The following is a 25409-nucleotide window of genomic DNA, read 5'->3' as shown; positions in this document are numbered from 1 at the left end:
ATTGGAAGAAAAATTATAAATCCGTACAATATACATATAAATCTTTTCATGTTATTTCACCCCGTTATATCTTCTGTATTTTCGTTCCACTATGGTACCGGCTATTTGGTAACCTCCTGCCAGACCCCATCTTTGTAATTTTTCCAAAAGCCTCCTTTGATTTTCACGCGTAGTTACAAAACAGCCGTCGGAATATTGAGTAGGAATATATTTATGATTAGTAAAGAAAGTTGTTGTAATCCAGTTATTTGTTGTTTTATCCTTTTTAGAATTATCGTGCCCAAGCCATCTGTCTTCGTATGAGTTGTCCCTGCCGCCGTTATTGCCGATCGCTATACCGGAAATCGTAGTCGCATTGTTTAATACGAGCACATTGTTTTCAAAACATGACATACTTCTCCAATCGGTATAATAACCCATATTAAACGAAGAATTTACCGTATTGCCTTGAATCCACCTCTGTGTCGCAGTATCATAATACGATTGGTTTCTATTATTATCTTCACTTGTCAAATTATCGACGGTCTGATAATGTCCCAAAAGCAACGAATCGTATCCGTCGTAATTTATGCCTTGCTTTTCGTATAAAATATAATCGCGTCCGTACAATTCCGTATGCGTTTGCCATTTTCCTTCGTCGTTTTTTGTAACGGATCCCCATGAAGCGGGATCGCGGTATACGGTAGCATTTATTGTAGAATACAGATATTTTCCGTTTCGTACCTCCGCCATAATATTGCCGCCGACCTTGCCGTCTACAATCGTTATCGCTATATTCGACGTGTTTTGCCAGCCTTTACCCGCTTCCCATGACACGCCGGCATTTTTCATCAACACCTCCCCGAGGAGATTTTGTTTTTGCGAATCCGTCAGTTTTATCGCCTTGAGTGATCCGCTTCGGCGTATGCGCGCTATTTGAGCATCGGAAAGATTTACAATGTCTTTCAATGTCTGCGTACTGTATAAGTCGGAATTAAGATAATTACTGCCGAGCAGCTGTTCCGTACGCTCTATACCCAATATCTTTACCAACGAACCTGCCATGCCGACATCGCTCATATCCTGGCCGTCGGGTTTCATCGTACTGATTACTTCTTCTTTTTCATTTAAATAATCGATACTTAATTCTTTTTTGCCGTCGAATATAATTTGATGCGAACCGTTCGCGTACATTTTCAGCTTCCAATAATCCCCGCTCGAATCATACGCCGCATCCGTATATGCCGCATATTGCTCGTACGCTTTCCTCTGTTTCGCCTCGTCTCCTCCGGCTCGCGCCATCGCAAGCACATATCGATTGTAGTTTGCGATATCGCTTTTCAGTTCCGGCATATATGACACTACATCGTTCATCATTCTGCCGGCCATACCGTCACTCGCCATTCGAAGCGCCATCTCCGTGTGCTTGTAGACGGACTGCACTGTTTCCGCTTGTTGTGCCGCACTCGGTCCCGTAATCCCGTCCCGATACGCTTCGTGCTGCAACGTTATGCCCATCGCAAGCGCGCTTTCTATTGTTCCGTCAAAATTGTTCCCGTTTATATATATTTTGCGTTTGCCGTCAAACACGGTTTTTGCACGGCCTCCGGCCGTTACGGTATCGGCGTTATCTCGTATCAATTCGGCTCTGCCGTGCAGAATGTCATCCGCTTGTTGCTGCGCTTTTTTATCTCCGAATCCGTATTGACTGCGAAGTGCCGTTCCGGTACCGCTTCCGTTTTTCCGTTCATACGCATTCGTTCGCAGCGCAATGCCTGCCGCTTTTGTACCGCCTATCGTATTCGCTATTTCCGTAATACTGTAATTGCGTCCTGCCGTACTTATTTCCGTATGAACACCGTTGTTCCCGAACGTCAATGCAAACAAGCCGCTCGATGCTCCTGCTAATTTCGTATTCCTGAACAAGTCGCTCGTATTCAATATATTTATCGTCGTTTCGCCGTTTATGCCGAGTTCTATCGCGCTTGCGGTAATATTGCCTGCCGTCCCTGCAAGCGTTTTGATCTGTCCGATCTGGGCGCTGTTGAATCCCGACACTTTCGTATAGCCGCTTATTCTTCCGTCCCTTGTCATCGTGTTTCCGAGCATCGCCGTTTCCATAGTGTTCGTCACCGCACTTCCGGCCGTATCTATTACCGTCTCTTTCCAATCGTCCCAATCATCCCACTGTTTTCCCATCTCGCTCCAATTCCAGCCCGACGCGATTCCGCCGGTAAGAAATTTTCCCGTGAGTCCGCTCGATACGCCGATGCCCGTTTTCAAAACCGCGCCCGCCGCACCGCCCAATAATCCGGCGGCTGCTCCCGCTGCTCCGCTCGCCATACTCAGCGCACTTGTAAGTGCGCTCATCGCAAGGCTCTTTCCAATGTCTTCGGCCGTTTTATAGCCGCCGCTTAAATCGAGTGCCGCAAACAGCAATTCGTTGCTCATCGTTATCGTACTTGCAACTGCAGCGGAACACAGAGCCGCGACTACTGGCGCCGCAGAACCCCACGTACATACGGCACTTACGACAGTAGCGACGACGGCTGCCGCCACAGTTGTCACCGTTCGTATACTCGGCGGGTCCATGCCGAAAAGCGAAGAACCGCTCCACAGCTTTTGATCCCAATCGGGCTTTGCGAGCTCGGCCCATCCGTAGCTTTCTTCTACATCATTCCATAATACGTCGAGCATGACAAGTCCGATTTCGCCGCTGCCTTGTTTTTTTACATTTCCCTCTCGTCCCCGTTTTATATTGATATCACCGCCGCTTTTCAATTCCGGCGCTTCACCTGTGTGTTTTTCAAATTCACCGCCCGTACCGAACACACGCTCATACCACAGCGACAAATTTCTCTGTGCCGTCGCCATCAAATAATCTGCGGTATCTTGATTCGCAACGGCGAGCGCCTTCACATCTATGCCGATATCAGGTGCTGTCGTTACATACCATTCATACGGGTGTACGGTTTGTGTTTTACGTGTGACTTTCCAAAAATTCGAATCGACGACAACGCGTCGTTTAATAATTTTTTGACTCCACGTGTATCCGGAACCGAGTACCGTTTCTTTTACATAATCTTCGATGCTTTGATTTTGTTCCCCCACGAGCGCATAGTATCGATCGCGGCTGTTAATAAGACTTTGTTCCGCCTGTTGCACTGCAATCCTCACAGCCCGATCCTGCAAATCTTTGTTCGTCACAGCGAGCACTTCAGCCGCCCGATGTGCGATTTCGATATCCGATCGTATCGAATCGTGACGAACGGCGGCAAATACGGCGGATTCGATACGATTTTGCAAAACGCTGCTTTGCTTTTCGAGTTTTCCCAACAGCGTTTCGCCGAGCAAGGCTTCCGTATATTTTTCGTTGTCGATAATCGCTTTCGGAAGCGTTTTTCGGGCAACGCTTCTGGCTTCCATAAGTTTTTCGGCCGCTTCGCGTTCCCCCGCATCTTGACGCAATTCGGTTTCCGCCGCCGCGTCAAGATACATACCGTTTATCCATTCCTGCTTTTGCGTCAAAAATACGCCGTAATTCGATTCCCATTCGCTTTGCTGCAGCGCGTATTCTTCAACGAATTCGCGCCGCCACGTGTTGTGCCGGACATTCATCTTTTCCTGCGCTTTTCTCCACTCCACCGCCGACAACAACGCAATATCGTTAAGCTGCCGCAATGCGTTTTCATGTTCCGTCTTTGCCGCATTCATATTTTTCATCAATTCGATTTTATACGCGTCGTACAAACTCGTATTCTTTACTTTTGTCTTTTCTCCGATAAAATTCAGCAGCTGTTCCTGTACATACGCGTCATAGGTTTCCGTCGAACGGGTAAAATCGCTGCAGCTGTTTCCGTTGTAGTAATCTCCGTAATACGCTCCCATACTTTTAATAAATTGTACGGTATCGTAGGTACCGTTTCCCCATGCGCTTTCCGCATACTCTGCAAACAAACGTTTTTCGGCGGCGGAAATGCCGAAGTTTTCATTGTATAATTCCGTATATTTTTCAGCCGCTTTTTTCCGGGCTTCCGTACTTGCCGTCACGTCAGACGATTCAAGGGCAAGCTTTCGCAATTCGACGCGTACACTTTCATCGAGTATTTTGCTCTTTTCAACATATACGTGATACGCGGCAGCAGCGTTCCGCTGTGCGGCAAAAAGTGCTTTTCGTTTTGCATCGAGCGCATCGGCGGCTTTATCGCGTTTTGCTTTATATACGTCCGCCGCTTCATCGATAAAACTGCGCGTATTTACATACGTTTTGCCGCCGTCCGCCGTACCGATAATTTCATTGAGCAGCGATTTCGATATAAGGCTGTTATCAATAAGCGCAGTCCGCAGGTTTGCCGCAATCTCCGTTCCGCTTCGCTCGGTATCGCCGAACAGCGCAGTGTAATCGTGTACCGCGTTTTCCCGCGCGGACTTCGCTTTACTGAGCGTATCGAGCACGAGTCGAATTTTTTCGTCTCTATTTAAAGCAGAGGCTGCCGCATTTTTTCGATACGCATGACATTTATCGCAAACCGCTCCGGCATATTTTCCCGTCGCGTCGGTACGTTTAAACCAGCCCCAAAAAATGCGCTTGAAATACGTATGCCGGCTTTCGATCCGATCCATCTCGTCGGCAAGCCGTTCGAGGGCACGGGTTTTTAAAATATCGACTTCAAATCCCTCGAGTTCCGCACCGAGTATATTGCCGCCGTTCCTAAAGATAATGCACTTCGCAATATCGTTTTCTCCGCCGGCTTTAATAACCGCCTCGTATGCATCCCACAGAACGGCTTCACGGTACTGTTTATATTTTGCATAAACGTCGATTCCGTGTTCGCTGTTGACGTTCGGCATCTGAAAAACAGCTTCGGCATCGGCTTGCAGGCTTTTGATTTTATCGTCGCTGCACCGGTACTGCAAATACATAGCGGCGAGTATGACGTTTTCTCTGTATGAGTTTTTTTTCTTCCACAGCGAATCGAGCCAGTCTTCCGCCTCTTTTTCCGCCGCAGTCCGTTTAATCTTTCCCTGCGTTATCGTCTGCAGTACCGCGGCATCGTCATCGGTAAAATAATTTTTTTGCTCGGCAGTATTGTCGACGCCCGTGTATTCGCCCGGATATACGTTATACTCCGTCCATTCCCGCGTTTTGGCAATCGTATTGCCTTGTTCATCCGTTTCATAATATGTTTCGCTTTTATGATCCGCAACGACTTTTTGCGTCAGCACGTAATTCCAACTGTCGTCTCCGTTTTTTTCGATATGTACAAGTTGTTCCGCTGCAGTGTAATCGAACGGCATAGTCAACGTGATGCGCGCATTCCGTTCAGCGGATTCCGCGGCCGCAAGCATTTTTTCTTTTTCGCGATACATCATCGATATTTCATGCTGTATAACGAGCGTTTCATAATAAGCGCGATCGATTTTTTTATACGCTTCAAGTTCCGCGTTTTCGGCAAGCGTCGCATTTACATTTTGTTTTTCGGCAATCAAATTTTCCAGCACCCGTACGGAAAGCAGTGCCCGCTCTCTTGTATATGCCGCTTCCGAAAGTTTTTCTTTCGGCGTTACATAGTGTTCGTTCGCATTTATTCCGATATTTTCAAGATATACGCTCGACGCCCAATCGAACACGGCTTGTGCACAGCGCTTGGCAATACGGAGCTGCTCAAGTTCCGTATACGCGGCATTGCACGTATCGACTTTTTGCATATACGCGTCTTCGGCGGCTTTCAATTCGCCGATCGATTCCGCATAGGCGACGGTTGCCGCTTCGATATCGCGCTGCAAGGCCGCCGCTTTTTTATTATTTTCTGCAATCCGCGCAGCTATGCCGTCGGCATCGGACAACAAAAACAATTCCGCATACAGATCAAGTTTTTTCGTCGATTCGTTTTTGTTTTCAAGCGCCTGCGCCAGCACGGCGTATAATTCGCTCGACGTTTTTTCGCCCGCAGTATAACCCTCTTGTAAAAAGAATCGCGCCGCTGCCGTTACCATACCCTCTCTCGTGCGCATTTCGGCGGCGTCCGCACCGGTAAATACATTCCGTATTTTTTCTTTTTCTTCCGACGAAGCGAATATCGACGAATTTAAATAGCCGTTTTTTAATAATTTTTCACTCCAAACACAGTTCGTTTTTTTTGCATATTGTATGACACTTTGCAAAAACCGATACTCAAGAGCAAACGTGCTCAATTCCGCTTCCTGCTCTTCGGTAAGCGTTTCAAGTGTTGCTTCGTTTTCATACAGCGCAAGTTTTTCACGGCATAGCGCAAGTCTTTCCGCCTCTATTTTTCCGTCGGTATCCGAAAGCGCGGCATAACGGTAGGCTTCCGTATCCAAATACGTCTGAATATATGCTGCAAGCGCCTTGCTTGCTCCATCCAAAAGTCCCGTCGAAAACGGCGTAAACTTTTTTATATAATCGATAACATTATCGTATGAATTTTTTCCCGCTCGTACCGGCGATGTATCGTTTTCCCGTATCGTTTTTGCAATCGCAGCCTTTGCATCCGCATACTGCTGCAGTATCGCATTTGTATCATCTCCGTCTATATTCTCAAAATCCCGCTTTTCAAACTCCGAAAATTTTGCTATATAGTAATCGTAGGCCGACCGGGATATCGCATCGTTTTTTTCGGAATGCGTGCCGGCAAACAACAAAATCGTTCTTTCGATCGTTTCACGCTGTACCGTCGGCTGTATGGATATCAGCGTAGCGTTTTCCTTATCGGCATCGGCAAACGCCTCTTTTGCACGTTGTAGATTTTTATACGCGGCATGCAGTTTTTCTTTTGCACGCGTTATGTCGACATCCGTAAGTTCGCCGCATAAAACGCGGTATGCATCGTATGCGATTTTATACGCGTACTCCGCATCCTGCAAGCGTTTTTCCGTTTCCGCCTTTGCTTCACGAGAAGCGTCCGTGACCGATGCATATTCGTCGACCGCTTTTGCAATTTCATAATTTTCATCCGCTGCCGCAGCAAATACTTTCGCTTTGAACAGTTCAAGCTCCGCTTCACCGTACCCGTATTCTCCTGCTATTGCAAGTTGAAAAAGATTTTTAATCGATTTGTCGAGGCGGACTTTATCGTATAGGGCAATCCGATGCCACTCCAGCATCGTTTCACCCGCCGAAAGTGCATCGGTAAGCACGACAAAATTATCGTTTTGCAGCAAAACGTCATCGCTTTCTTTCAATGCAGTGAGATACGCTTTCAGCTGCGCCGTATAATCGTCGCCTGTAAAATTGCCGCCGGCAGCTTTTTCCTTTTGTGCCGCAAGCTGCTTTTTCAAATCCGCGATATACGCTTTTATCGCTTTGTCGGATGAAAATTCATCGCCGTTAACATACGCCTGAAGCTCTCGTTCCAAATTCTTGACATTTTCCGCAGCGACAAGCGCAGATAATTTTTTCCCCACATCTTCATATTTTTTCAACACAGCGATTTTATCGTAATAAGAAAAAAAATCGTCTCTATTGCGTTCGACAATTCTTTTTTCCCGACCCGACTCATACGATGTACAAGTAAGGACAGCTTTGTTATATTCTCTTGATTTTGTATAATCGAGTTTACCGAAAGACATTATATTTTTATTAATTATATTCTGCAATCGCAGAATTTCGGACACGTACTGCTGCAAGACGGCATCGTATTCCCGTATGATCTGCCGTATGTATTTATCCTGCCAATCGTATATATTCGCACGAATAATCTTCAACGTTTCCGCATCGATTTTTATATCGCCTTTTCCGTTTACCATATCGTATAAAATATTGTTCGGATCTTCCGTCTTCCAATACGAATACACACCCTTGTACTTGGAGCCCCATAATGCGATCCAATTTTCGATGCCTTCCCGTGACATCGCAAACATATCGCGTATATCGTTGTATACGGTCTCCTGCATCCGCGCCGCATCGTAACGGTACGATGCATTTTCATTAAGCACCGCCCGATAATTTTCGAGCAAGCCGTTTATCTCGTTTTCATAATCTTTGTTTTTTTTCGCGATTTCCCGCTCAAGTTTTTTGATGCGCGCATCGATGCTCTTTTCCCATTCAGCACGCTTATCGGAAAGCGTTTTTTTCGCCGCTTCCCAAATCCGTTCGCTCTCTTCATACGTCCGCTGCGCTTCGTTTTCCCATGCAAGCCTGTCGCGTAAAAATTCACGTTCCGCATCTTCCCACTTTGCAAGACCTTTGGTAAACACTTCTTTAAAGCGCGACAAAAACGCATCTTTGTTAATTTCGTTATCGACGGGAGAGTCAATCGTTTTTTCAAGCGATGCGAACAGTTCGTTCATATCCCGTTCCGTTTCCGTATACGTTTTTTTCGTCAAATCGTCCGCGATCGCGCTCGCCGCTTCTTTCGCTTTTTCCGCTTTAAGCGAATACGTATCTTTTATAAAATGGGCAACAAAGCGTTTTCCTTCAATCTGCGAAAGCATTTCCGATTCGCGCCGCATCGCTTCGCGTGATGCTCCCGCATCGTATTCGTCGAGATACCGGTCGATGACATTCCGGCTTTCCGTAAGCCACGCATCGTAAAGCGCACTCGCTTCGGCAAGCGTATACTGCGACGTGTCAAAATCGTTCATTTTTTCTTTGAGTTTGAGAGCGAGTTCCGACGCCGCTTTTTTTTCGTGCGCCCTCGTATAGCGTGTACAGATCCAATCCGCGTATTTTTTTGCGATCGTATTTTCATAATACGCTTTCGCATCCGCACGCGAAGCGCTCCACGCATCGGCATCCTGTTCTTTCAGCGCTGTCATCGCGTACTCCCACGCCGAAAGCGCCGTAAGCATACCCTCGTCGGCGATCCGCTTCCATTCGTTTTCGTCGCGGGCTTTTTCCGCGCGATTCAAATAATAATCGATGCGGATCTTTCCCGATGCGAGACCGGATGCGATCTCCTGCGCCGGAACGATGCTCACGCCGTACGCGAACATGAGCACGGCGGCCATCACTCTTGTTAATTTTTCATTCATACCATACCTCCGAAATGCGATTTTTTTAAACTCCGTGCCATACAGCCCGGAAACAATACAAACGATACGACGAGCGCATCGATGATTCCGAAAATCATAAAAAACGAAAGACCTCTCGAAAACGAATCCCCGCCGAACAGGTAGAGCGGCACGGCGCCGGCCGCCGTCGTGAAAGAGGTAACGAGGATGCTGCGCGCTTTTTCCCGTATACAAAATTCGATGCGGCTTTTTTTCGATTCCGTTATATAGATCGCGTTGTTGACGGTGATCCCCGACAGCACGACCATCCCCGTAAGGTCGCCGAGTTCGAGCGGCACGCCGGACGCGAAACGTATCGCAAGCGGCAGTACAAAAGACGCCGGAATGACGGAGACGATGAGCGCCGCAAGCTTCAGCCGTTCGTTCAGCGCCGCAAGCAGGATAAATATCCCCGCAACGCAGAGCACAAGAGCGGAGACGGCAAGCGTATAATCGGTACGCAGTTCGGCGATATCCCGTTCAAACGAAAAACAATAGCCTTTTTCAAGCGGGATCTCCGCGAGCCGGCCGCGCACAAAGTCCGCCGCTTCGCTTGTACTCAAGCCGCTCGTTTCCGCAGTAAAATACGCGCATCGCCTTCCGTCCTTTCTGTAAATTTTATTAATCTTTTCCGCCAGCCGTATTTCGCCGAGCGCGGTCAGCGCAATGCTGCCCGACGGAACCGGCAGATGAATGTTTTGTATCTGCGAAAGGGAGGCGTTTTGCAGATTTTTTCCTGCGATACGGATATCGTATTCCCTGCCGTCCTGCAGCCACTTGTCCGCAACGGGACCGAACATGAGCCAGCGCAGATTCGATGCGACTGACTCGACGGTCAATCCGTTTTTGATAAGCATCGTTTTATCGGGGACAAACGCATATTCTTTTTCCGCTTTTTTAAAATTGAGTACGACGGAATCGATATGCTTTAACGGAGCAAGCGCAGCTGCCGCCCGTTCCGCATATATCCTGCACTGCGTTGAATCGTCGCCCGAGGCGGCGAGCCGAAAACGCGCGAATTTTTTCCGCTTCTTTTTTTGCAAACCGGGTACGTATAAAAATCCGTCGGGTACGATATGCGCCGAAGATGCGGCGATTTTCCGAACGCGTCCGACGTCGGCCTCGCGCACACAGCCGATTTCGATATCCGCCGAACCGCGCTTCGCTTCGGTGCGTACAAACGAAACTCCGGAGTCTTCTTTTAATCGCAGCGCAAGCCGCCCTACGTTTTCATCGATGTACGCCGCACTCGTTTCGGGTTCGTAATCGACCGAGGCGAAGATGATGCGGCTTTTTTCGTCGGGTAAAAGATTTTTTCCGCTCATCAAAAACAACAGCGGCGGAAGTGCCGTACAGCACGCATACAATGCAAAAACGACGCGGCCGTGAGCAATGCTCGAAGATGCCGCCCTGTACGAAAAGCGCACATACAGCGATTCGATTTTTTTATACAGCTTCCGTTTTTGCCTTGCCTGTGATCCGCAGCGGATGCAGCACGGAACGGATACCGCCGACAAAACGACGGATGCCGAAATCATTATGCTCATAGCGGCGGCCGTATTTTTCGTACCGGGTACGACGGCATCGAGAAAAAAAAGCGGGATCACCGCAAGCAGCGTCGTACAGCCCGCCGCCGTAAGAGACGCGTGCAGCCGCCCGACCCGATCAAAAAATACGCCGTTCGACGGACTCGTTTCGGCGCACGCGACGATAATCAGCGCCGAATCCGCAATGAGACCGAGCGCGATCGACATACCCGCAATCGTGCGGCGGTTCAGCGTAAATCCGAAAAGCTGCAAAAGCCCGACCGTCCATACGCTGTCGGCAATCAACAGGAGTAAAATAAGGACGGCCGCCGAAAAGGATTCGTAAAAAAACGGCACGATGACGGCGACACAGATAAAGCTCTGCACGAATGCAAAGGCGACCGAACGGATGAGTTTCAGCTGTTCGCCGCCGGTGTCGTATAAAATCGTATACGGGATGCCTTGTAGATCGGCGGCTGAAAGAATCTTCTTGCACGCGGATGAAACGGCGATGCTGTTCCCGTCCGATGAACACTTGACGTTCAGCGCAATGCACTCCTTCCCGTCGATGCGCACGATCCCGTCCTGTTTCCGCGGCCGCATTTCTACGTCCGCCACATAGCCGAGCGTCGAATAATTTTCTCCCGTCTTTATCGGAAGCGCGCGAAGATCGTCGAGATTTTTCAGCTTCGTGTCGAATACGATCGATTTGTTGTACCGCGAAGTCCGTATCGTACACGCGGGACTCGCCGTGTTGCCGTCGCGCACGGCTGCCGAAAAGTCGGACGGATTTTGAATCGCGCTCGATGCTTTTTCCGGATCGAAGGATACGAAGACTTCGTTTTGTGCGCCGCCCGTAACGATCGCTTCGGAGACGCCTCGCACGCTTTCGATTTTTTTCTTTAAAGCCGATTCTATCGTCTCGCGTGTGCGCTCGTCCTTTTTTTCAAAGGCGACGCACAGGACGCTGCCGGAATGCGCGTCGGACGCGTATATGCGCGGTTTTTGCACATCGCGCGGAAGAAGCGCATACAGAGTATCGACGACGTTTCCGATCGAAAGGTAGACGTTTTTTGTGTCGACCTTTTTATTAAAATATGCCGTCGTCGTCGATTTGCCGTTTTCCGCAGAAGAGTCGAGTTCAACGAGCCCCGCAAGCGGTAAAATTTTTTCTTCGAGCGGGATCGTTATGAGCCGTTCGATTTTGTCGGCATCGACTCCGTAATAATCGAACTCGACGCTGAACACCGTATAGCGTCCGTCGTACGATTCGCCGATCTCTATACGGAGCGCACACGTGATAAGGCAAACCGTAACGGCAGCGAATACGAAAAACGCGAGCTTCGGACGCTCATACCAAGAACGCAAGGTCACGACAAACGCCTCCTTTTCAAAACGGAAAAGAGCAGCGGCGGCATAAGGACAAGCACAACGACAAACGACGCAACAAGCCCGCCGACGATCGCAATTGCCATCGACGACTGCTGATTTTTGCGCAGCGGATCGACGGCAAAGGGAAGGACGGCGAATACGGTTGTCAACGTCGTTATTAAAATCGGACGGAGTTTTGCGACGCTTGCGGCGATGACGTTTTGCTCCGTGATATCGTTTTGCCTTGTTATACTCTCGTATAAAATGATCGCGTTGTTGACGGCCGTACCGAACAGTACGACAAGGGCGATCACGCTGTGTATATTGAGCGAGCGATTGCACAAGAGAAGCAGTGCAAAGGCTCCGGCAAACGCAGGCGGTATAGAAACGAACATGAGCAGCGGGATAACGAAGGATTCGAACTGAGCACCCATAATGCAGTAGAGCAGCAAAAACACGACGGCAAGCAGCACCGCCGCGCTTTTGAAAAACTCTTTCATCTGTATATCGCGAAGCGAAACGATGCCGCCGGAATTTACTGATTTTTCTTTCAGTACGCCGCTTATTTTTTTTGCGTCTTTTCTGTTCCAACGATGCAGCGTCTTTTCGTTTTCAACCGCTTCGACCGTACCGAGAGAGGACAGCGGTATATCGGTTTTACCCGCAACGACGCCCGTGCGCATAAGCTGTTCTACGGCGGTAAAGGTCCCGTCGGCAAACGACACGCGAAGCGGTATCTTTCGCCCGCCCGTATAAAAGGCATTCGACTCGACACCTTCGAGGGCAGCGTAAGCGGCGGCGGCAGTCTGCGATGCGGAAACGGCAAACCGCGCGCATGCGCTTCTGTCGGGGATAAACGCCGCTTCCTGTAAAATATCGTACGGCGCGATATCCCGCTCATCGCAGAGGGCAAGCGCCGTTTCCGCTGCCGCTTCGGGCGAAGAAGCGGTCACGATGAGAGGCGCTGCATCGGAAGCAAGCATCTCTTCGAGCAGATTGCGGCTCGTTTCAAGCGTATATCGCATATCCGTATTTTGCAAAATCGCATCGAGTGCGGCCGCGATTTTTTCGGGATTCTTCCCGCTGCACGTGATGCGCATCGTTTCTTTTTTCGCTTCCGGAGCGGCGAGCTGTTCGTAATCGTCTTTTTCTATGCCGCCCGATATGCACACCGCATCGATAAAATCCTCCGCCGACAAAGCACGGTTTATAAAATCCGCGTCGGAGAACAGCGCATCGAGCGAAGGCGCAGTGCCGTAACGTATGGTCGCGCCGACCGTGCCGCTCGGAGATACCGGCAGCAGCTCTTTTTTTAAAAGCAGTACGTACAGCGTTCCGACGCATAGGCAAGCGGCGAGCAAAACGGGAACCGCATATTTTTTTTCGAATATCGTTTTTAAACAATCGCCGTAGAGTTTTTCGCCGCACGAAAGGGCAGGTACACGGGCGTATGATTCGATTCGTGTTGAGCGTTCAATGCCCCGCTGCCGTTTAAAGCTTCGCTTCGAGCTTCCGGCGAAGTTGTCGATCAATTTTTTCGATTGCAGCGACATCGCTGCGGGAATATACGTCATCGCAAGCACAAAAGAAAACGCGATCGAAGCGATGACGGCGAGCGCCATATCGGAAAAGAGTTTGCCGAAGAGTCCGGGGAAAAAGAAAAACGGAACGAAGGCGGCTATCGTCGTTACGGCCGAACCGGAGGAAGAAAGGGATGTTTCCGCCGCGCCGTCGACAATCGATTCCGCAGCGGAAACATCCGGCTGCCGCTTCAGTTTTTCCAATACGTTTTCTATCGCTACGGCTGCCGGATCGATCACCATGCCGATTCCGATCGTTATGCCCGACACCGACAAAATGTTGACCGTTTTGCCGCACAGCGCGAGGACGAATACGGAAAAGAGTATCGAAAGCGGCATAACACTCGCGGCCAAAAGCGATACGCGCAATGTGCGCAAAAACAAAAACAGCACGATCGCCGTTATCACGGCTCCGACTGCGGCCGACACGCACAGATTTCGTATCGATGCCGTAAGTTCGTCCGACAAATCGAACACGATTTTAAACGTAAAATTTCCGCCGTACGAATTGCGCAGCAGGTCTATCTCTCTTGTTAATTTTTTCGATACGGCGAGCGGACTCGCGTCGGTTTTTTTATAGATTTTCACGCATATCGCTTCGCGACCGTTGTACGTAAAAAAGCTTTCCTTTTTTTCGGTACCGAGCGACACCGTTCCGACGTCTTTGATTTTCAGCACGCCGCCGCTGCCGTACAAAAACGGCACATCTTCGATATCGCCGAGCGTCGTAAATAAACCGGAGGTTCGAAAAAGCAATTCCTTGCCGCCGTCGCTTACGCTTCCCGACGGGTATTCGAAATTCGCCTGCGATAAAATTTCCGCAACGCTCTGCAAAGATACGGGAATCGATTCGAGCTTCGCTTTATCGAGTACGACTTTCACTTCAGGTTTTTCGCCGCCCGTAACCGAAACGGAACCGACACCTTTGACGCGCTGCAGATGCGGCCGTATGTCCGTGTCGACGATATGACGGCCGTACTCCAAATCGTTATCGTTCGGAAAAACGACAAGGGTCAGCGTTTCTCTGTGTACCGGATTGAAAAAAGCGACGTTCGGTTTTGCGCAGCCGTTCGGCAGCGCTTCGTAACACTGATCGATGATCTGCCGGCATTCGACGATCGCAATGTCGGCGTCGACATTCCAGTGCAGTTCGACAACGACGAGCGAAAGACCGTAGCGCGTCACCGATGAAATATTTTTTATGCCCTTGAGCGAGGCGGCTGCGTCTTCGACGGGGATCGTAACGAGCTTCCGCATATCCTGCGCGCTCACTCCGGTAAAGTCGGCTGAAATGAGCAAAAAGCGTTCGCTCATTTTCGGCATAAAATCGAGCTGAACCGTGTACAGAGCGATACAGCAACAGAGCAGCAGCGCAAGGTGCAGCATCAATGCGGAGACGGGATGATAAACCGAAAACGAAACGATTTTCTTTATCATAGTGTCCTCAGTCTTACCGCCTGCCCTTCGCGCAAAAACGGCGAAGGCTTATCGACGATGAGGTCTCCGGCCGAGAGCCCGTCTTCGATCCACACAAAACCGTCGCGATGCGCTTTTATTAAAACGGCTTTTTGTACCGCGCATCCGTTTACGATGCAAAAAACTTTTCCGGTTTTTTCGTCCGATAAAAGCAGCGCGCTGTCGGGTATACACGGAACGTCTTTTGCCGCCGCGCGTTCGATTTCGCAGCGCACGAACATACCCGGTTTTATCGCGCCGTTTTTATTGCCGATTTCCGTTTTGACGGAAAAATTTCCGCTCTGCGGATCCGCTGCCGGCGATATTTCGGCGATAACGGATCGATACGACGCGCCGAGCGACGGCAAAAAAAGCGAAACGCGCGTACCCTGCGCAAAGCCGACCGCATCCTGTTCCTGCACGTGGAGCACCGCATACACCGACGACGTATCCATGAGCGTCGCGATCTTTTCGTTTTCTTTTACATATTCGCCGTTTTCGTAATAGCGCGCTCCGACGATGCCGCCGGAAGGAGCACGTATCGTAAGTTCGTCAATGAGCTTACGTACCGACGCGAGCTGCCTGTCCGCCGCCTGTACTTGCGCCTGTACGGAAGCAAGCTCGGCTACCCCCGATTTCGTGTTGAGCGCTGTGAACTGCTTTTTGCGCACGTCGGGATCGCGTGAAGGAGTGATTCCTTCTTTTAATAAATCTTCATCGCGAAAACCGAGCAGCAGCGTATCGAGTTCTTTTTTCATCATTGCAATTTCCGTTTCCGCCGAACGCACTTGCAGTTTCAGCTGTTCGAGCGACGAATCGGTAACGCCGCCGAGTTCGTGCAGCCGCGACTTATTCGAAAACATATCTTTTAACAATTCCAATTCGAGCTCTTTTTGCACGATATGTATTTTCGATTTTTCTACGGCGAGCAGACGGCCTTCGGCTGCGAGCGTTTCTTCGCGGAGCTTTACGCGGGCAAGCTCGAGCGATGCGTTTGCCGAATCGAGCGCGTTCATACATTGTTCTCTCTGCAGTTCGAGCTGCACGTTGCGCAGCTGCGCGAGCTTTTGTCCCTTTGTTACGGTATCCCCTTCTTTTACGAAAAACGCCGTCACCGTTCCGCTGACCGTACACGTAACGTCGGTTTTCGTTTTATATGAAATGGAACCGAAGCTTTTAAGCACGTCGTCGAGCGCTCGGTTTTCCGCCCGTACCGCGCTCACTTCGACCGGCAAAAGCTCCCCTTCGTTTTTTCCGCCGGAAGGAGCGCACGCACAAAAGAGGGCGGCAAGCAATACGACGCACGAATATTTCATCAACGGTTTTATTAAAAACATTTTTGTAAACCTCCGAACGGAACGCACAGCAATATTTCGATATCGCGGAGAGCCGCCCGTACCGCCGTTTCCGTAGCGATGCGGTCTATCTTTTCTTCCGCGAGTTTTATCAATTCGACGAGGTAATCGATCCGCTTCATCTCGCCTTTTTCGACTTGTTCGGCGCTGACGGCAAGACGCTTTTCGCGCAGCAAAATCGATTCCGAAATCCGCTCGATCGAATCTTTGCCGTCATCATACGCGGCGGCTCTTTCAAACAATTGTTCGTGCACTGCGTTTTTTTGCAGACGGAGCTGCTCTCCTTCCCGCTCCAGCGCAATTTTATCGACGTTACGTTTAATAAAATAATTCGTATCGGGTACGATGCCCGCCGAAAGTGAATTGTCGAGGCCGACGAGCTGTTTTTTGTTAAAACCGTAACCGTTTCCGATCGTCGTCGGCACGAAAGGTACGTTCTGAAAATTCAACGACAGCTTCAGCGAATACGAGGGCTTGTTCAACGGGTAGGCCGTACCGGAAAAGGATACGCCGCCCTCGACGGCGACTTCCGGGAGAAAAAACAATTTCGTGTACTTATAGCGCTGTTCGGCATACTGCAGCGCCGCTTCCGATTTTTTTATCGCAGGATTGCGTTCGTCCGTCATGCGCTGCAGATCGGCGATGTGCGGTTCAAGATACGGAATATCGGTACCGCCCGTAAGCGCGTTTTCGAGACGCAGTTCTTCATCGGCGGCCATATCGATGATCGATTTCAGTACGCGCATCTGCGTCCGCAGTTCCCGTTCGGCTTTCTTTTTATCGTTTTGAATTTTCCTAAACGAAATAAGGTATTCCAAATAATCGTTTTCAAGCGCAAGGCCGAGACGATATTCTTCTTTAATAATTTCAAGCTGCGCCGCAGCATTCTTTTCCAAATCGTTTTTTATTTTAATAATTTCCTGTTGCCGCAGGCAAAGACAATATTGATTTATGACGGACGATTGAAAAGCCTGCAATTCCTGTTCGTAGGTTTTTACCGCATAGTACGCATTCGTCTTATTCATCTTGTACGCAACGATACGCTTGCCGCCGTCGCCAATGACTTGACGCGCGGAAAACTGCAGCGATTTACTGTGCGAATCCGCTCCGCCGATTTTAATCGCATCGTTTTCCGACCACGACGCATTGAACGACGGTAAAAATTCCTGCAGCGCAAAACGGGCCGCTTTGTAAGACGCTTCGACGTGCAATTTTTTCAACCGGTATTCTTTCGAATTCGAAACGGCGAAGGTTGCAGCTTCTTCCGGCGAACGAAAAACGGTTTCCGAAAACGCAAGCGCCGCGCAGCAAAAAAGAAGCGGTATAACGGTTTTTTTGCCGATCGATTTCATCGCCGTATCCTCATCATTTCGTAAACGTAAAAACGTTTTTCGATCGAATCGCATTTCCGAGCGAATCTTTTACGCCGTCTCCGACCGTCATCGTCACGATGCCCGGATTGCTGTTATTCGTGATTTCGAGCCCCGCTCGGACGATACACATACCCTCCTCAAGCACGATCAATTCGTTCAGCGGAAAAGCCGCAGAACTTTCCGGCGGTACGGCAAAAAGCGTTTTTATCACGATAGAGCAGCATCCGTTTGTCGCCGAAAACGCAAGGGAATCGAAGAGCGAAAAAATATCGAGGCCTGCCGCCTCTCGCGAAACGGCAAACGCGAGATAGAGCGCGGCAGCGGTATCGGATGAAGGCGGGAAAAACACCGGGTCGAAAAGCAGCGCCGAAAAATTCGTTTCCGCCGCTATCGTCTTATAGTTTACGCCGTCGGAGAGATTTCCCTCGCTCCACTCGCCCGTCTGCAAAAATCCTTTAACAAATTCGACCGGTCTGTCACTTTCGGCGTCGAAGCGGATATCGAATACCGTATCGCGTTCAGTCCCGTTTCCCGCCACGGACTGCACGCCTTTGCGCATCCGAAACGTGTATGTCTTCCCCCACGCCGGCGCGTCGAAAATGACCGATGCATGCGTTTTATCGAACGCGTTTGTCTTTACCGAATACGATACCGTCGGTACGACGGAGATATACGACGACAACGTATCGATATTCATCTCTTTTGAAAAATCGATATCGACAGCGCAGTCTTTCGGAACGGCTTGATAGCTTTTGCCATTTTCCGCCGCGGTTTGAAAGCCGTTTTTATTTTTAATAATAAACGTACAGTCCGGCATCTCCGTATCGTATCGATAATAAAACGATGAGAGGTATTCTTTTGCGAGCGCGTTCCGCGCATAATCTTCGAGGCTTTCGGACAGCGTAATTTTATACAGCGTATTCGCTTTGAGGCTTTCCATCGGCACGATGCGCACGATTCGGTCTCCGTCTGAAAAAACGCGCGCGTACGAAAAAGGCGGACTGACGGAAACGGCGGCTTCGAAAGATTCGCGCGTAACCGGTTCGGAAAAGCGAATCGTTATGGCGGACGCTTCATCGACGGCGCTGGCGTTTTGCGGTACGACGGAAATTATTTCCGGCCGCACTTTGTCGTTCCGTGTCGAAAACGTTTTGCAGTAATCGCCTGCAAGCGAATATCCGTTTTTGCTTTCGGCGGACGAAGTGACGGTGACGACGTAATCGTAATTTATTTTGATGCCGCCGGTCGGAAAAAAGCGCACTTGTTTTCCGGCGCACAAAAAAATTCCCGATGCGGGATGATCGTCTTCGGTCAGCGTAAACGCTTTTTCAACCGACATCATATCGGGTTCGAGTGAAAACACGATCGAAACGCCGTCGTCATCCCACGTACACGAATCGACGCTCATTTCGGAGAACAGCTCGGAAGCGCAGCCGACATACAAGAGGCAAAAAATTATTAAGACACAGATCATTGTTTTGCCAAAACGGTTATACATAGGTCTTTCTCCATATAGCTTCCCTCCCCGTCGTTTATCCCCGCAGGTCCGCCGGCAATTTTTAATCGATAGTACGAGCGCACATCGTCCGTGCTCACCGTAAAGCGCGTCCACGTTACCGTAAGTCTCGTTTTCTCTTCGTTCCAAAAGACGCCCGTCTTTACGGGGCTCGCCGACGTAAGCGGAAAAAGCAATGATGCCGTTACCGCGTTCGCAGCTGTTGTAAGAGCGCCGTCGGCGATCGTATGCGAAAATAAAATCCGCGCGGTCAATTCGTAGTTGCCGTCCGCATCTTTATGCAGTGAGTGTTCTATGCACGGCGCCGACAAATCGGGAACGACATCGGCATCGAGCGATAAACCGGCAACCGAAAGCCATGCATCTGCCGCGTAAAAGCGCTTGACGATCTTTTCGAAAAGCGGCGTACCGTTTTCATCCGCAGCTGCCGTTGAGACGGCGAGCGTATATTCGGCTGCGACTTTGTAGTATTCTTCCGGCACAAATAAAAAGTGCGTACGCCCGTCGCCGTACGGCACCATATAGCCGGACAACGAAGGCGAAATCGAAACGGCGTCTTTTACCGCATCGAAATCCATCGGCTTTGAAAACACAAAACCGATCGGCTGCTTTCCGGAAATATTTTTATCGAGCGCGATATCGGTAAACCAGTGCGCATCGGGCGACGTATCGCTTACGGGACAGAGGCTCACGAGCGCGGGGTTTTCCGCATCTTCCCTCGTCGAAAACGTATTTGAAAGAACATCCTGCATTTCCCGGTCGTCCGACGACAAAAGCCGTTGTACCGTCCACGCATAGGTCGTGTTCAGCTTCCACTTAGGACTCGGCGAAACGGTAATCGTCCGCTCATCCTCCGAGAGCGCAATCGAATACTCCGCCGACGGAAAAATCGAAAACGCTTTTTCAAACCGTGCCGCTTCGATTTTTTTATTAAATGAAAACACGAGCTTTTGCCGTACATCGGCGCCGATGCGTTTTTCGGGAAGCGCAAGCGCATAAAAGCGTTCTCCTTCGCTGCCGTATATAAACGTGCATATCGTATATGCGTGAAAGGCCGCACTGTTTTCCGTATGCATGAGACCGTCGATGCTTACCTGATACGGCTTTCCCCGAATCCATCCGCCTGAGGGCTTTACGTACAGCGATCGTCCGTCCCACATATATTCGGCTTCACACTGATGCGTACCCGATTTTATCGTCACGGCTTGCTCGGCATAATGACGGACGACATCGCAGTTGAACGAAAAACCGATGTACTCGCCGTAGAAGTATTCCTCTGCCGGACTTTGACTGCAGACGACTTCATATTCGTCGAACGAAATCATATTGCATGAAAAGAAAAGCGATATCGCCGCTAAAGTGCAGGCTATGCGTTTCATCGTATGTCATCCCCCCGCTTAACAAAATGTATTATTTCCGCAACCGCATCTGGATGCGCGGAAACGGCATAGGCTTTATCGAGTGCGTCGAGCGCATTCGATCGGACGCCGAGCGTGAGCCATATATCCGCCGTTTCGATGTACACTTTTTCGCTGTCGCAGAGCGCCTGTTCCGCCTTTCTGCACAGCGAGAGACGTTTGTCGGCCGCGTTTTGCTTTTGCGCCAAAAGCGCATATTGATAATAAAAACGCCAGTCCGTTTGATTGAGCGCGAGTTCCCGTTCGAGCAGCGTTTCCGCCTTATCGTATCGCTCCGTCATAATCAAAGCGCGTACATACCACAGCCGCGCTTCGGTAAATTCGGGATAGCGTTTGCACAGCGCGCGCAAAATCTTTTCCGCATCTCCTGTTTTTCCCGTAAAGATCAACAGCTTCGCTTTGAGGAGCCGCGCTTGGAAAAAATCGCCGTCGGCACGGACGGCCTCATCCGCAAGTGAAAGCGCATTCGAAAAATCTTCGCGTATGTACGCATCAGACGCACGCGCATACAGCCGCTCCGCCGCCGCGGAATCGCTGCAGGAAAGAGCGAGGAAACCCGTACTCAGCAAAAACAATATAAAACCGCAGCGCATAGTACCTCACGATAAAATAAATGCGAGCCGGTCCTGTAATCTTCCGGTAGCGTGCAGCTTTTTTTTCGTAAATGCGGCGCGGACGATCGGATCTTCGGCCGAACGCTTTGCCATGTCTACGCCTGCATACACGTATGCGCAGTCGGGAAGATTTAACAAGGCGTAGAGCGGCGAAAGTTTTTCATCGTCTCCGCTCGACATAAAACCCTCGATCGCGGCTTTTACTTCCGCAGGAACGAGCACGTTTTCGGCCTCCCCGGCCGGCAAACCGATACAAGAGGCCAACTCGCTTTTTGCGCGCGATGCGTAAAAAGACGAAGGAGCGAGCGCGATCGTCTTTTCGAGTACAGGGATCCAATCGTTTAATCCGTCCCGCTGCAGCGCGCGGACGGCAAGCCACACCGACCAATAGTACGAAGGAAAGCGTGAAAAATATTTTTCGAGCTGCAAAAGAGATGAAAGATCGCCGGACGAAATATCGCCGCGCAGCAGTTTCGCTTTGCACCGGATGTAGTCGGAAACGAAAAATGAAGAAGTCTCCGGCACTTCACGCTTCATATCGAATAAAGCTCTGATGCTTTCCAAAGCAGGAGAATCGCCGCCTGTGGGAAGTAAGGCTTCAACCGATTGCAGATTCGTTAAAAACGCATCGTCTTTTTCTTTGCCGTCAGCCGCATATTCGTAATCGAGAAAAGCGCACAACACCGCTTTTTCGGTATCGCCGATTTTTTCATACACGCCCGACGCGAATACGCCGAACCCCGGGAAAAAACCGCCGGTTTCAAAACAGCGTTCGACCAATTCGCTGCATTTTTGAAATTGCCCCGCATCGGCGAGGAGATATACGTACGCGCGCAATTCGTCCACGGAAATGCGTTCGGGATAGAGCGCGTAAGTTTTATCGAAGAGGGCGAGCGCTTCGCTTTTGTCGTCCTGCAGAAGCCGTATCTTTGCGTACAGATAGCCGTATTCCGCACCGCGTTCGGGCGTTTCGTAGGCTTTTTTCGCATAATCCGCCGCGCGCTCTTCATCGCCGTCCGCCGCATACAAGCCCGAAAGCAGCGCGCACAGCAGCGCTTTGTGCTGCGCGGAAACGCCTTTTTCGGACGCAAGCAGCGATTCCGCTTTTAATAAATACTTCCATGCCTCTCCGTAGTGTTCGGACACAAAGCAATACGAGCCCAAATCGAGCTTCGACTCGAAGTGTTCGGGATGTTCTTTTTCAAACGCGACGAGTTTTTCATACAGCGCGTTTCCCGCCAAACCGGAATTTTTAATCGCCGCATAAGCGTCGGTTTTTTTTACCGGACAACCGCTTAGGAGCGCCGCAAAAAACGGCAAAAAGATTATTAATTTTTTCATACTGCACCTCAAACGAAATGCCCCGCGTTTCGCCCGATGCGGCGCGTTCCGCGTACTGGTCGCACGGCTTTGCAATCATAAGATGTACTCTTCGTGCAAATTCGGAAACATATCGTTCGACCTATATATCGCGTGCAAATGCATTTTTTACGCGGATTTAAAAATATTTTTTTGAGAAAATTGAATGACGGATTTTGAAATGATGGAAGTTATATAATAGGTTCAATTTCGGGTTTTGAGCACAAATAAAATTGTACGTAGGCGACCTTCCGGCGGCAATCCGTTTTGAGCGATATGTTTGACTATTTACAGGATTATATTAAAGAGCTGCTTTTTCGATTTTACGGAAGACGAATTTTTACGTGATAAATTAACATTTTCAGAGATACGGGTCGATGCCTTTTTCACTAAGAAAAAATTGATAATTATTGTAAAAATATATCCGTTTAAGAGGAATCCGTAAATATTATGCAGACAAGGTATAAAAGAATTTAGCAACGCATATCGAAAGCGTTCTGCAACGATGCAGGAGTTGGATACGGTGTAGGGCAGCATTTTGCCGTTGCACATCCATTGTCGAGCAGTATTTATCGCCGGTTGTCACGGGAGCGCTTTTGATTTAGACTGCATACCGACAGTATGGAATCGATTCTTTTATCGCTCAACGACGAACAGAAGGCATCCGTCATGCAGACGGAAGGGCGCGTGCGCGTCATCGCGGGAGCGGGTACGGGCAAAACGAGAGCGCTGACGTCGCGCTACTGCTACCTCGTCGACGAAGCGGGCATCGCTCCCGGCAATATTTTGTGCGCGACTTTTACGAACCGTGCCGCAAACGAAATGAAACAGCGCGTGCGTAAGCGGCTCGGAGATGTCGATTTGGGATATATCTGCACGTTCCACGCGTTTTGCGTTCAGCTGCTCAAAGAAGACATCAGCGTTTTAAACTACCCGAAAAATTTCGTCATCATGGATACGGAAGATGAGCGCGATATTTTGCTGCGCATCTTTTCCGATATGCACATTACGATGCGGGAGATGACGGTGCAAAGCGCGATCGACGAAGTGCTCGAAGCGAAAAAAATGCGTGCCGATACGTATATCGACGATATCTACCGCATGAACAACGAACAGCTCCGCGAACGTTTCAATTTTATCAAAGACCGCCGCGATGAAATTTTTGCACGCTATATCTACGAGCAGAAAAAAATCTTCGGTCTCGACTTCAATGATTTAATAAATTTTACGACGTACATCCTCGACCGTTTTCCCGCCGTGCGCGAAAAATGGCAGGCACGCATGCAGTACGTCATGGTCGACGAATTTCAGGACGTGAGCAAAAAGCAGTACAAAATCGCACAGATACTTTCCGCAAAGCACGAGAATCTCTACATCGTCGGCGATCCCGATCAAACGATCTATTCGTGGCGCGGTTCGCACGTAAAACTCTTTTTCGATTTCGATAAAACTTATCCCGGCGCGAAAACGTTTTTGCTTTCAAAAAATTACCGCTCGACGCCGGAAATCATCAAGACGGCCGATACGCTGATCGCAAAAAATACCGTGCGGTATCAAAAGACGCTTACGGCGGAAAAGGCGGCGAGCGTCAAACCGATTTTTTGCCATTGTAAAAGCGAAGGCGAAGAAGCGCTTTGGATTTTTAATAAAATCGATGAGCTTGCAAAACGCGGCGTACCCTACGGCGACATCGCGGTTTTATATCGCGCGCACTATCTTTCCCGTGCGATCGAAGAAACGTTTATCGATAAACGCGTACCCTATAAATTTTACAGCGGTATAGAATTTTACAGCCGCAGAGAAGTCAAAGATATCGTGTGCTACCTCCGCATGATCACGTCCGGCGACGACGTCGCGTTTTTGCGCACGGTCAATATGCCGTCGAGGAAAATCGGCAAAGCGAAAATAGATGCGCTGCGGACTCTTGCCGAACAAAACGGTACGGCGCTCTACGACGAACTCAAAAAAAATATCGATACGCCGCTTTTTGCAGGTACCGGAGCGCGCGCATACGTCGAAGCGATAGAAACGCTTCGCGCATCGTATACCGCCCTTCCGCTCGGTACGCTGCTGCAGGCGGTTATGGACAGGTCTGGCTACGAAGCGTACTTGCGTTTGCAAAACGACCAGGACAGGCTCGACAATGTCGCCGAATTCCGCCGTGCGGTAGAAAAAGCGGGACAGGACGACGACGCGAATCTGGAAGACTTTCTCGCGCACATAGCGCTCTTTACCGATTTGGACAGAGAAGAAAATCGAAGCAATGTCAAACTCATGACGATCCACGCGGCGAAAGGTATGGAGTTCCCGTATGTGTTTGTCTGCGGTCTGAACGAAGGCGTGTTTCCATCGCGCAAAACGCTCTCGCTCGACGATATGGAAGAGGAACGAAGGATCGCGTATGTCGCGATGACACGCGCGAAAGATGCGCTCTTTTTGTCGGATGCGGAAGGGACGGCGAACGACAACCTCTTTAAACAGCCGTCGCGTTTTATTTTCGACGCGGGACTCGAAAACCTCACGCTTGAAAGAGAACTCGACGAATCGCTTGTCGTGCAGACGAAAACGCTCATCGATTACAGCGAAGCGCAGCTCAAACGGATCGGCACGCCGTACGAAGAAGGCACACGCGTGCGTCATCCTATTTTCGGCTGCGGCACCGTCGTTTCGGTAAACAAAAAAGCCGGCTGTTACGGCATCGCGTTCGATTCGATGCAAACCGAGCGGAACATCCGCTTCGGTGCGGAATTGAGCGAAGTGGAGTAAAGGACGCGCGTTGCTCGTCCGCTCTTCGATGCGGGATTGTGCGGGGGCGAACGCTATGATGAAAATATCACTCTAAAGGGAGTAC

At 49.8% G+C, this 25409-nt stretch carries 10 protein-coding genes; 1 reads left to right on the top strand and 9 read right to left on the bottom strand.

Features of this window, described 5'->3' with window-relative positions:
• Window positions 1–51: 51 nt before the first annotated feature.
• Genes IZU26_RS09900 through IZU26_RS09860 form a run of 9 tightly spaced genes read right to left on the bottom strand, consistent with a single transcriptional unit; the run spans window position 52 to window position 22540 of the window.
• Entirely contained in the window at window positions 52–8973 is an 8922-nt protein-coding gene (locus tag IZU26_RS09900; protein WP_433278717.1) for a hypothetical protein, read from the bottom strand.
• Window positions 8970–11891, bottom strand: a complete 2922-nt coding sequence (locus IZU26_RS09895; RefSeq protein ID WP_433278715.1) for an efflux RND transporter permease subunit — start codon at window positions 11889–11891, stop codon at window positions 8970–8972. The genes IZU26_RS09900 and IZU26_RS09895 overlap by 4 nt, the downstream gene beginning before the upstream one ends.
• On the bottom strand, window positions 11888–14905 hold the full coding sequence (locus tag IZU26_RS09890; protein ID WP_433278713.1) for an efflux RND transporter permease subunit: 3018 nt from the start codon (window positions 14903–14905) through the stop codon (window positions 11888–11890). Before IZU26_RS09890 ends, IZU26_RS09895 begins: the two co-directional genes overlap by 4 nt.
• The gene (locus tag IZU26_RS09885) at window positions 14902–16260 is read right to left on the bottom strand and encodes an efflux RND transporter periplasmic adaptor subunit (RefSeq protein ID WP_433278712.1); all 1359 of its coding nucleotides are present in this window, start codon (window positions 16258–16260) and stop codon (window positions 14902–14904) included. The genes IZU26_RS09890 and IZU26_RS09885 overlap by 4 nt, the downstream gene beginning before the upstream one ends.
• Window positions 16251–17630, bottom strand: a complete 1380-nt coding sequence (locus IZU26_RS09880) for a TolC family protein (RefSeq protein ID WP_433278710.1) — start codon at window positions 17628–17630, stop codon at window positions 16251–16253. Before IZU26_RS09880 ends, IZU26_RS09885 begins: the two co-directional genes overlap by 10 nt.
• 13 nt (window positions 17631–17643) lie before the next feature.
• Window positions 17644–19149, bottom strand: a complete 1506-nt coding sequence (locus tag IZU26_RS09875; RefSeq protein ID WP_433278708.1) for an Ig-like domain-containing protein — start codon at window positions 19147–19149, stop codon at window positions 17644–17646.
• Window positions 19122–20546 carry an Ig-like domain-containing protein gene (locus tag IZU26_RS09870; protein ID WP_433278706.1) on the bottom strand — a complete coding sequence of 475 codons (1425 nt, stop codon included), beginning with the start codon at window positions 20544–20546 and terminating at the stop codon, window positions 19122–19124. The genes IZU26_RS09875 and IZU26_RS09870 overlap by 28 nt, the downstream gene beginning before the upstream one ends.
• Window positions 20543–21178, bottom strand: coding sequence for a tetratricopeptide repeat protein (locus tag IZU26_RS09865; protein WP_433278703.1), 636 nt, complete (start codon window positions 21176–21178; stop codon window positions 20543–20545). Before IZU26_RS09865 ends, IZU26_RS09870 begins: the two co-directional genes overlap by 4 nt.
• A gap of 6 nt (window positions 21179–21184) precedes the next feature.
• Window positions 21185–22540, bottom strand: coding sequence for a tetratricopeptide repeat protein (locus IZU26_RS09860; RefSeq protein ID WP_433278701.1), 1356 nt, complete (start codon window positions 22538–22540; stop codon window positions 21185–21187).
• A 639-nt stretch (window positions 22541–23179) separates the two neighbouring features.
• Here IZU26_RS09860 and IZU26_RS09855 point away from each other — a divergent pair.
• The gene (locus tag IZU26_RS09855; RefSeq protein ID WP_433278699.1) at window positions 23180–25324 is read left to right on the top strand and encodes an ATP-dependent helicase; all 2145 of its coding nucleotides are present in this window, start codon (window positions 23180–23182) and stop codon (window positions 25322–25324) included.
• The last annotated feature ends 85 nt before the right edge of the window (window positions 25325–25409 follow it).

Origin of the sequence: Treponema sp. SP13, from assembly GCF_050938355.1 — a bacterium.
GTDB classification, from domain to species: Bacteria; Spirochaetota; Spirochaetia; order Treponematales; family Treponemataceae; genus Treponema_D; species Treponema_D socranskii.
The sequence above is the reverse complement of the archived record's forward strand: the minus strand, read 5'-3'. Positions and strand labels throughout refer to the sequence as shown.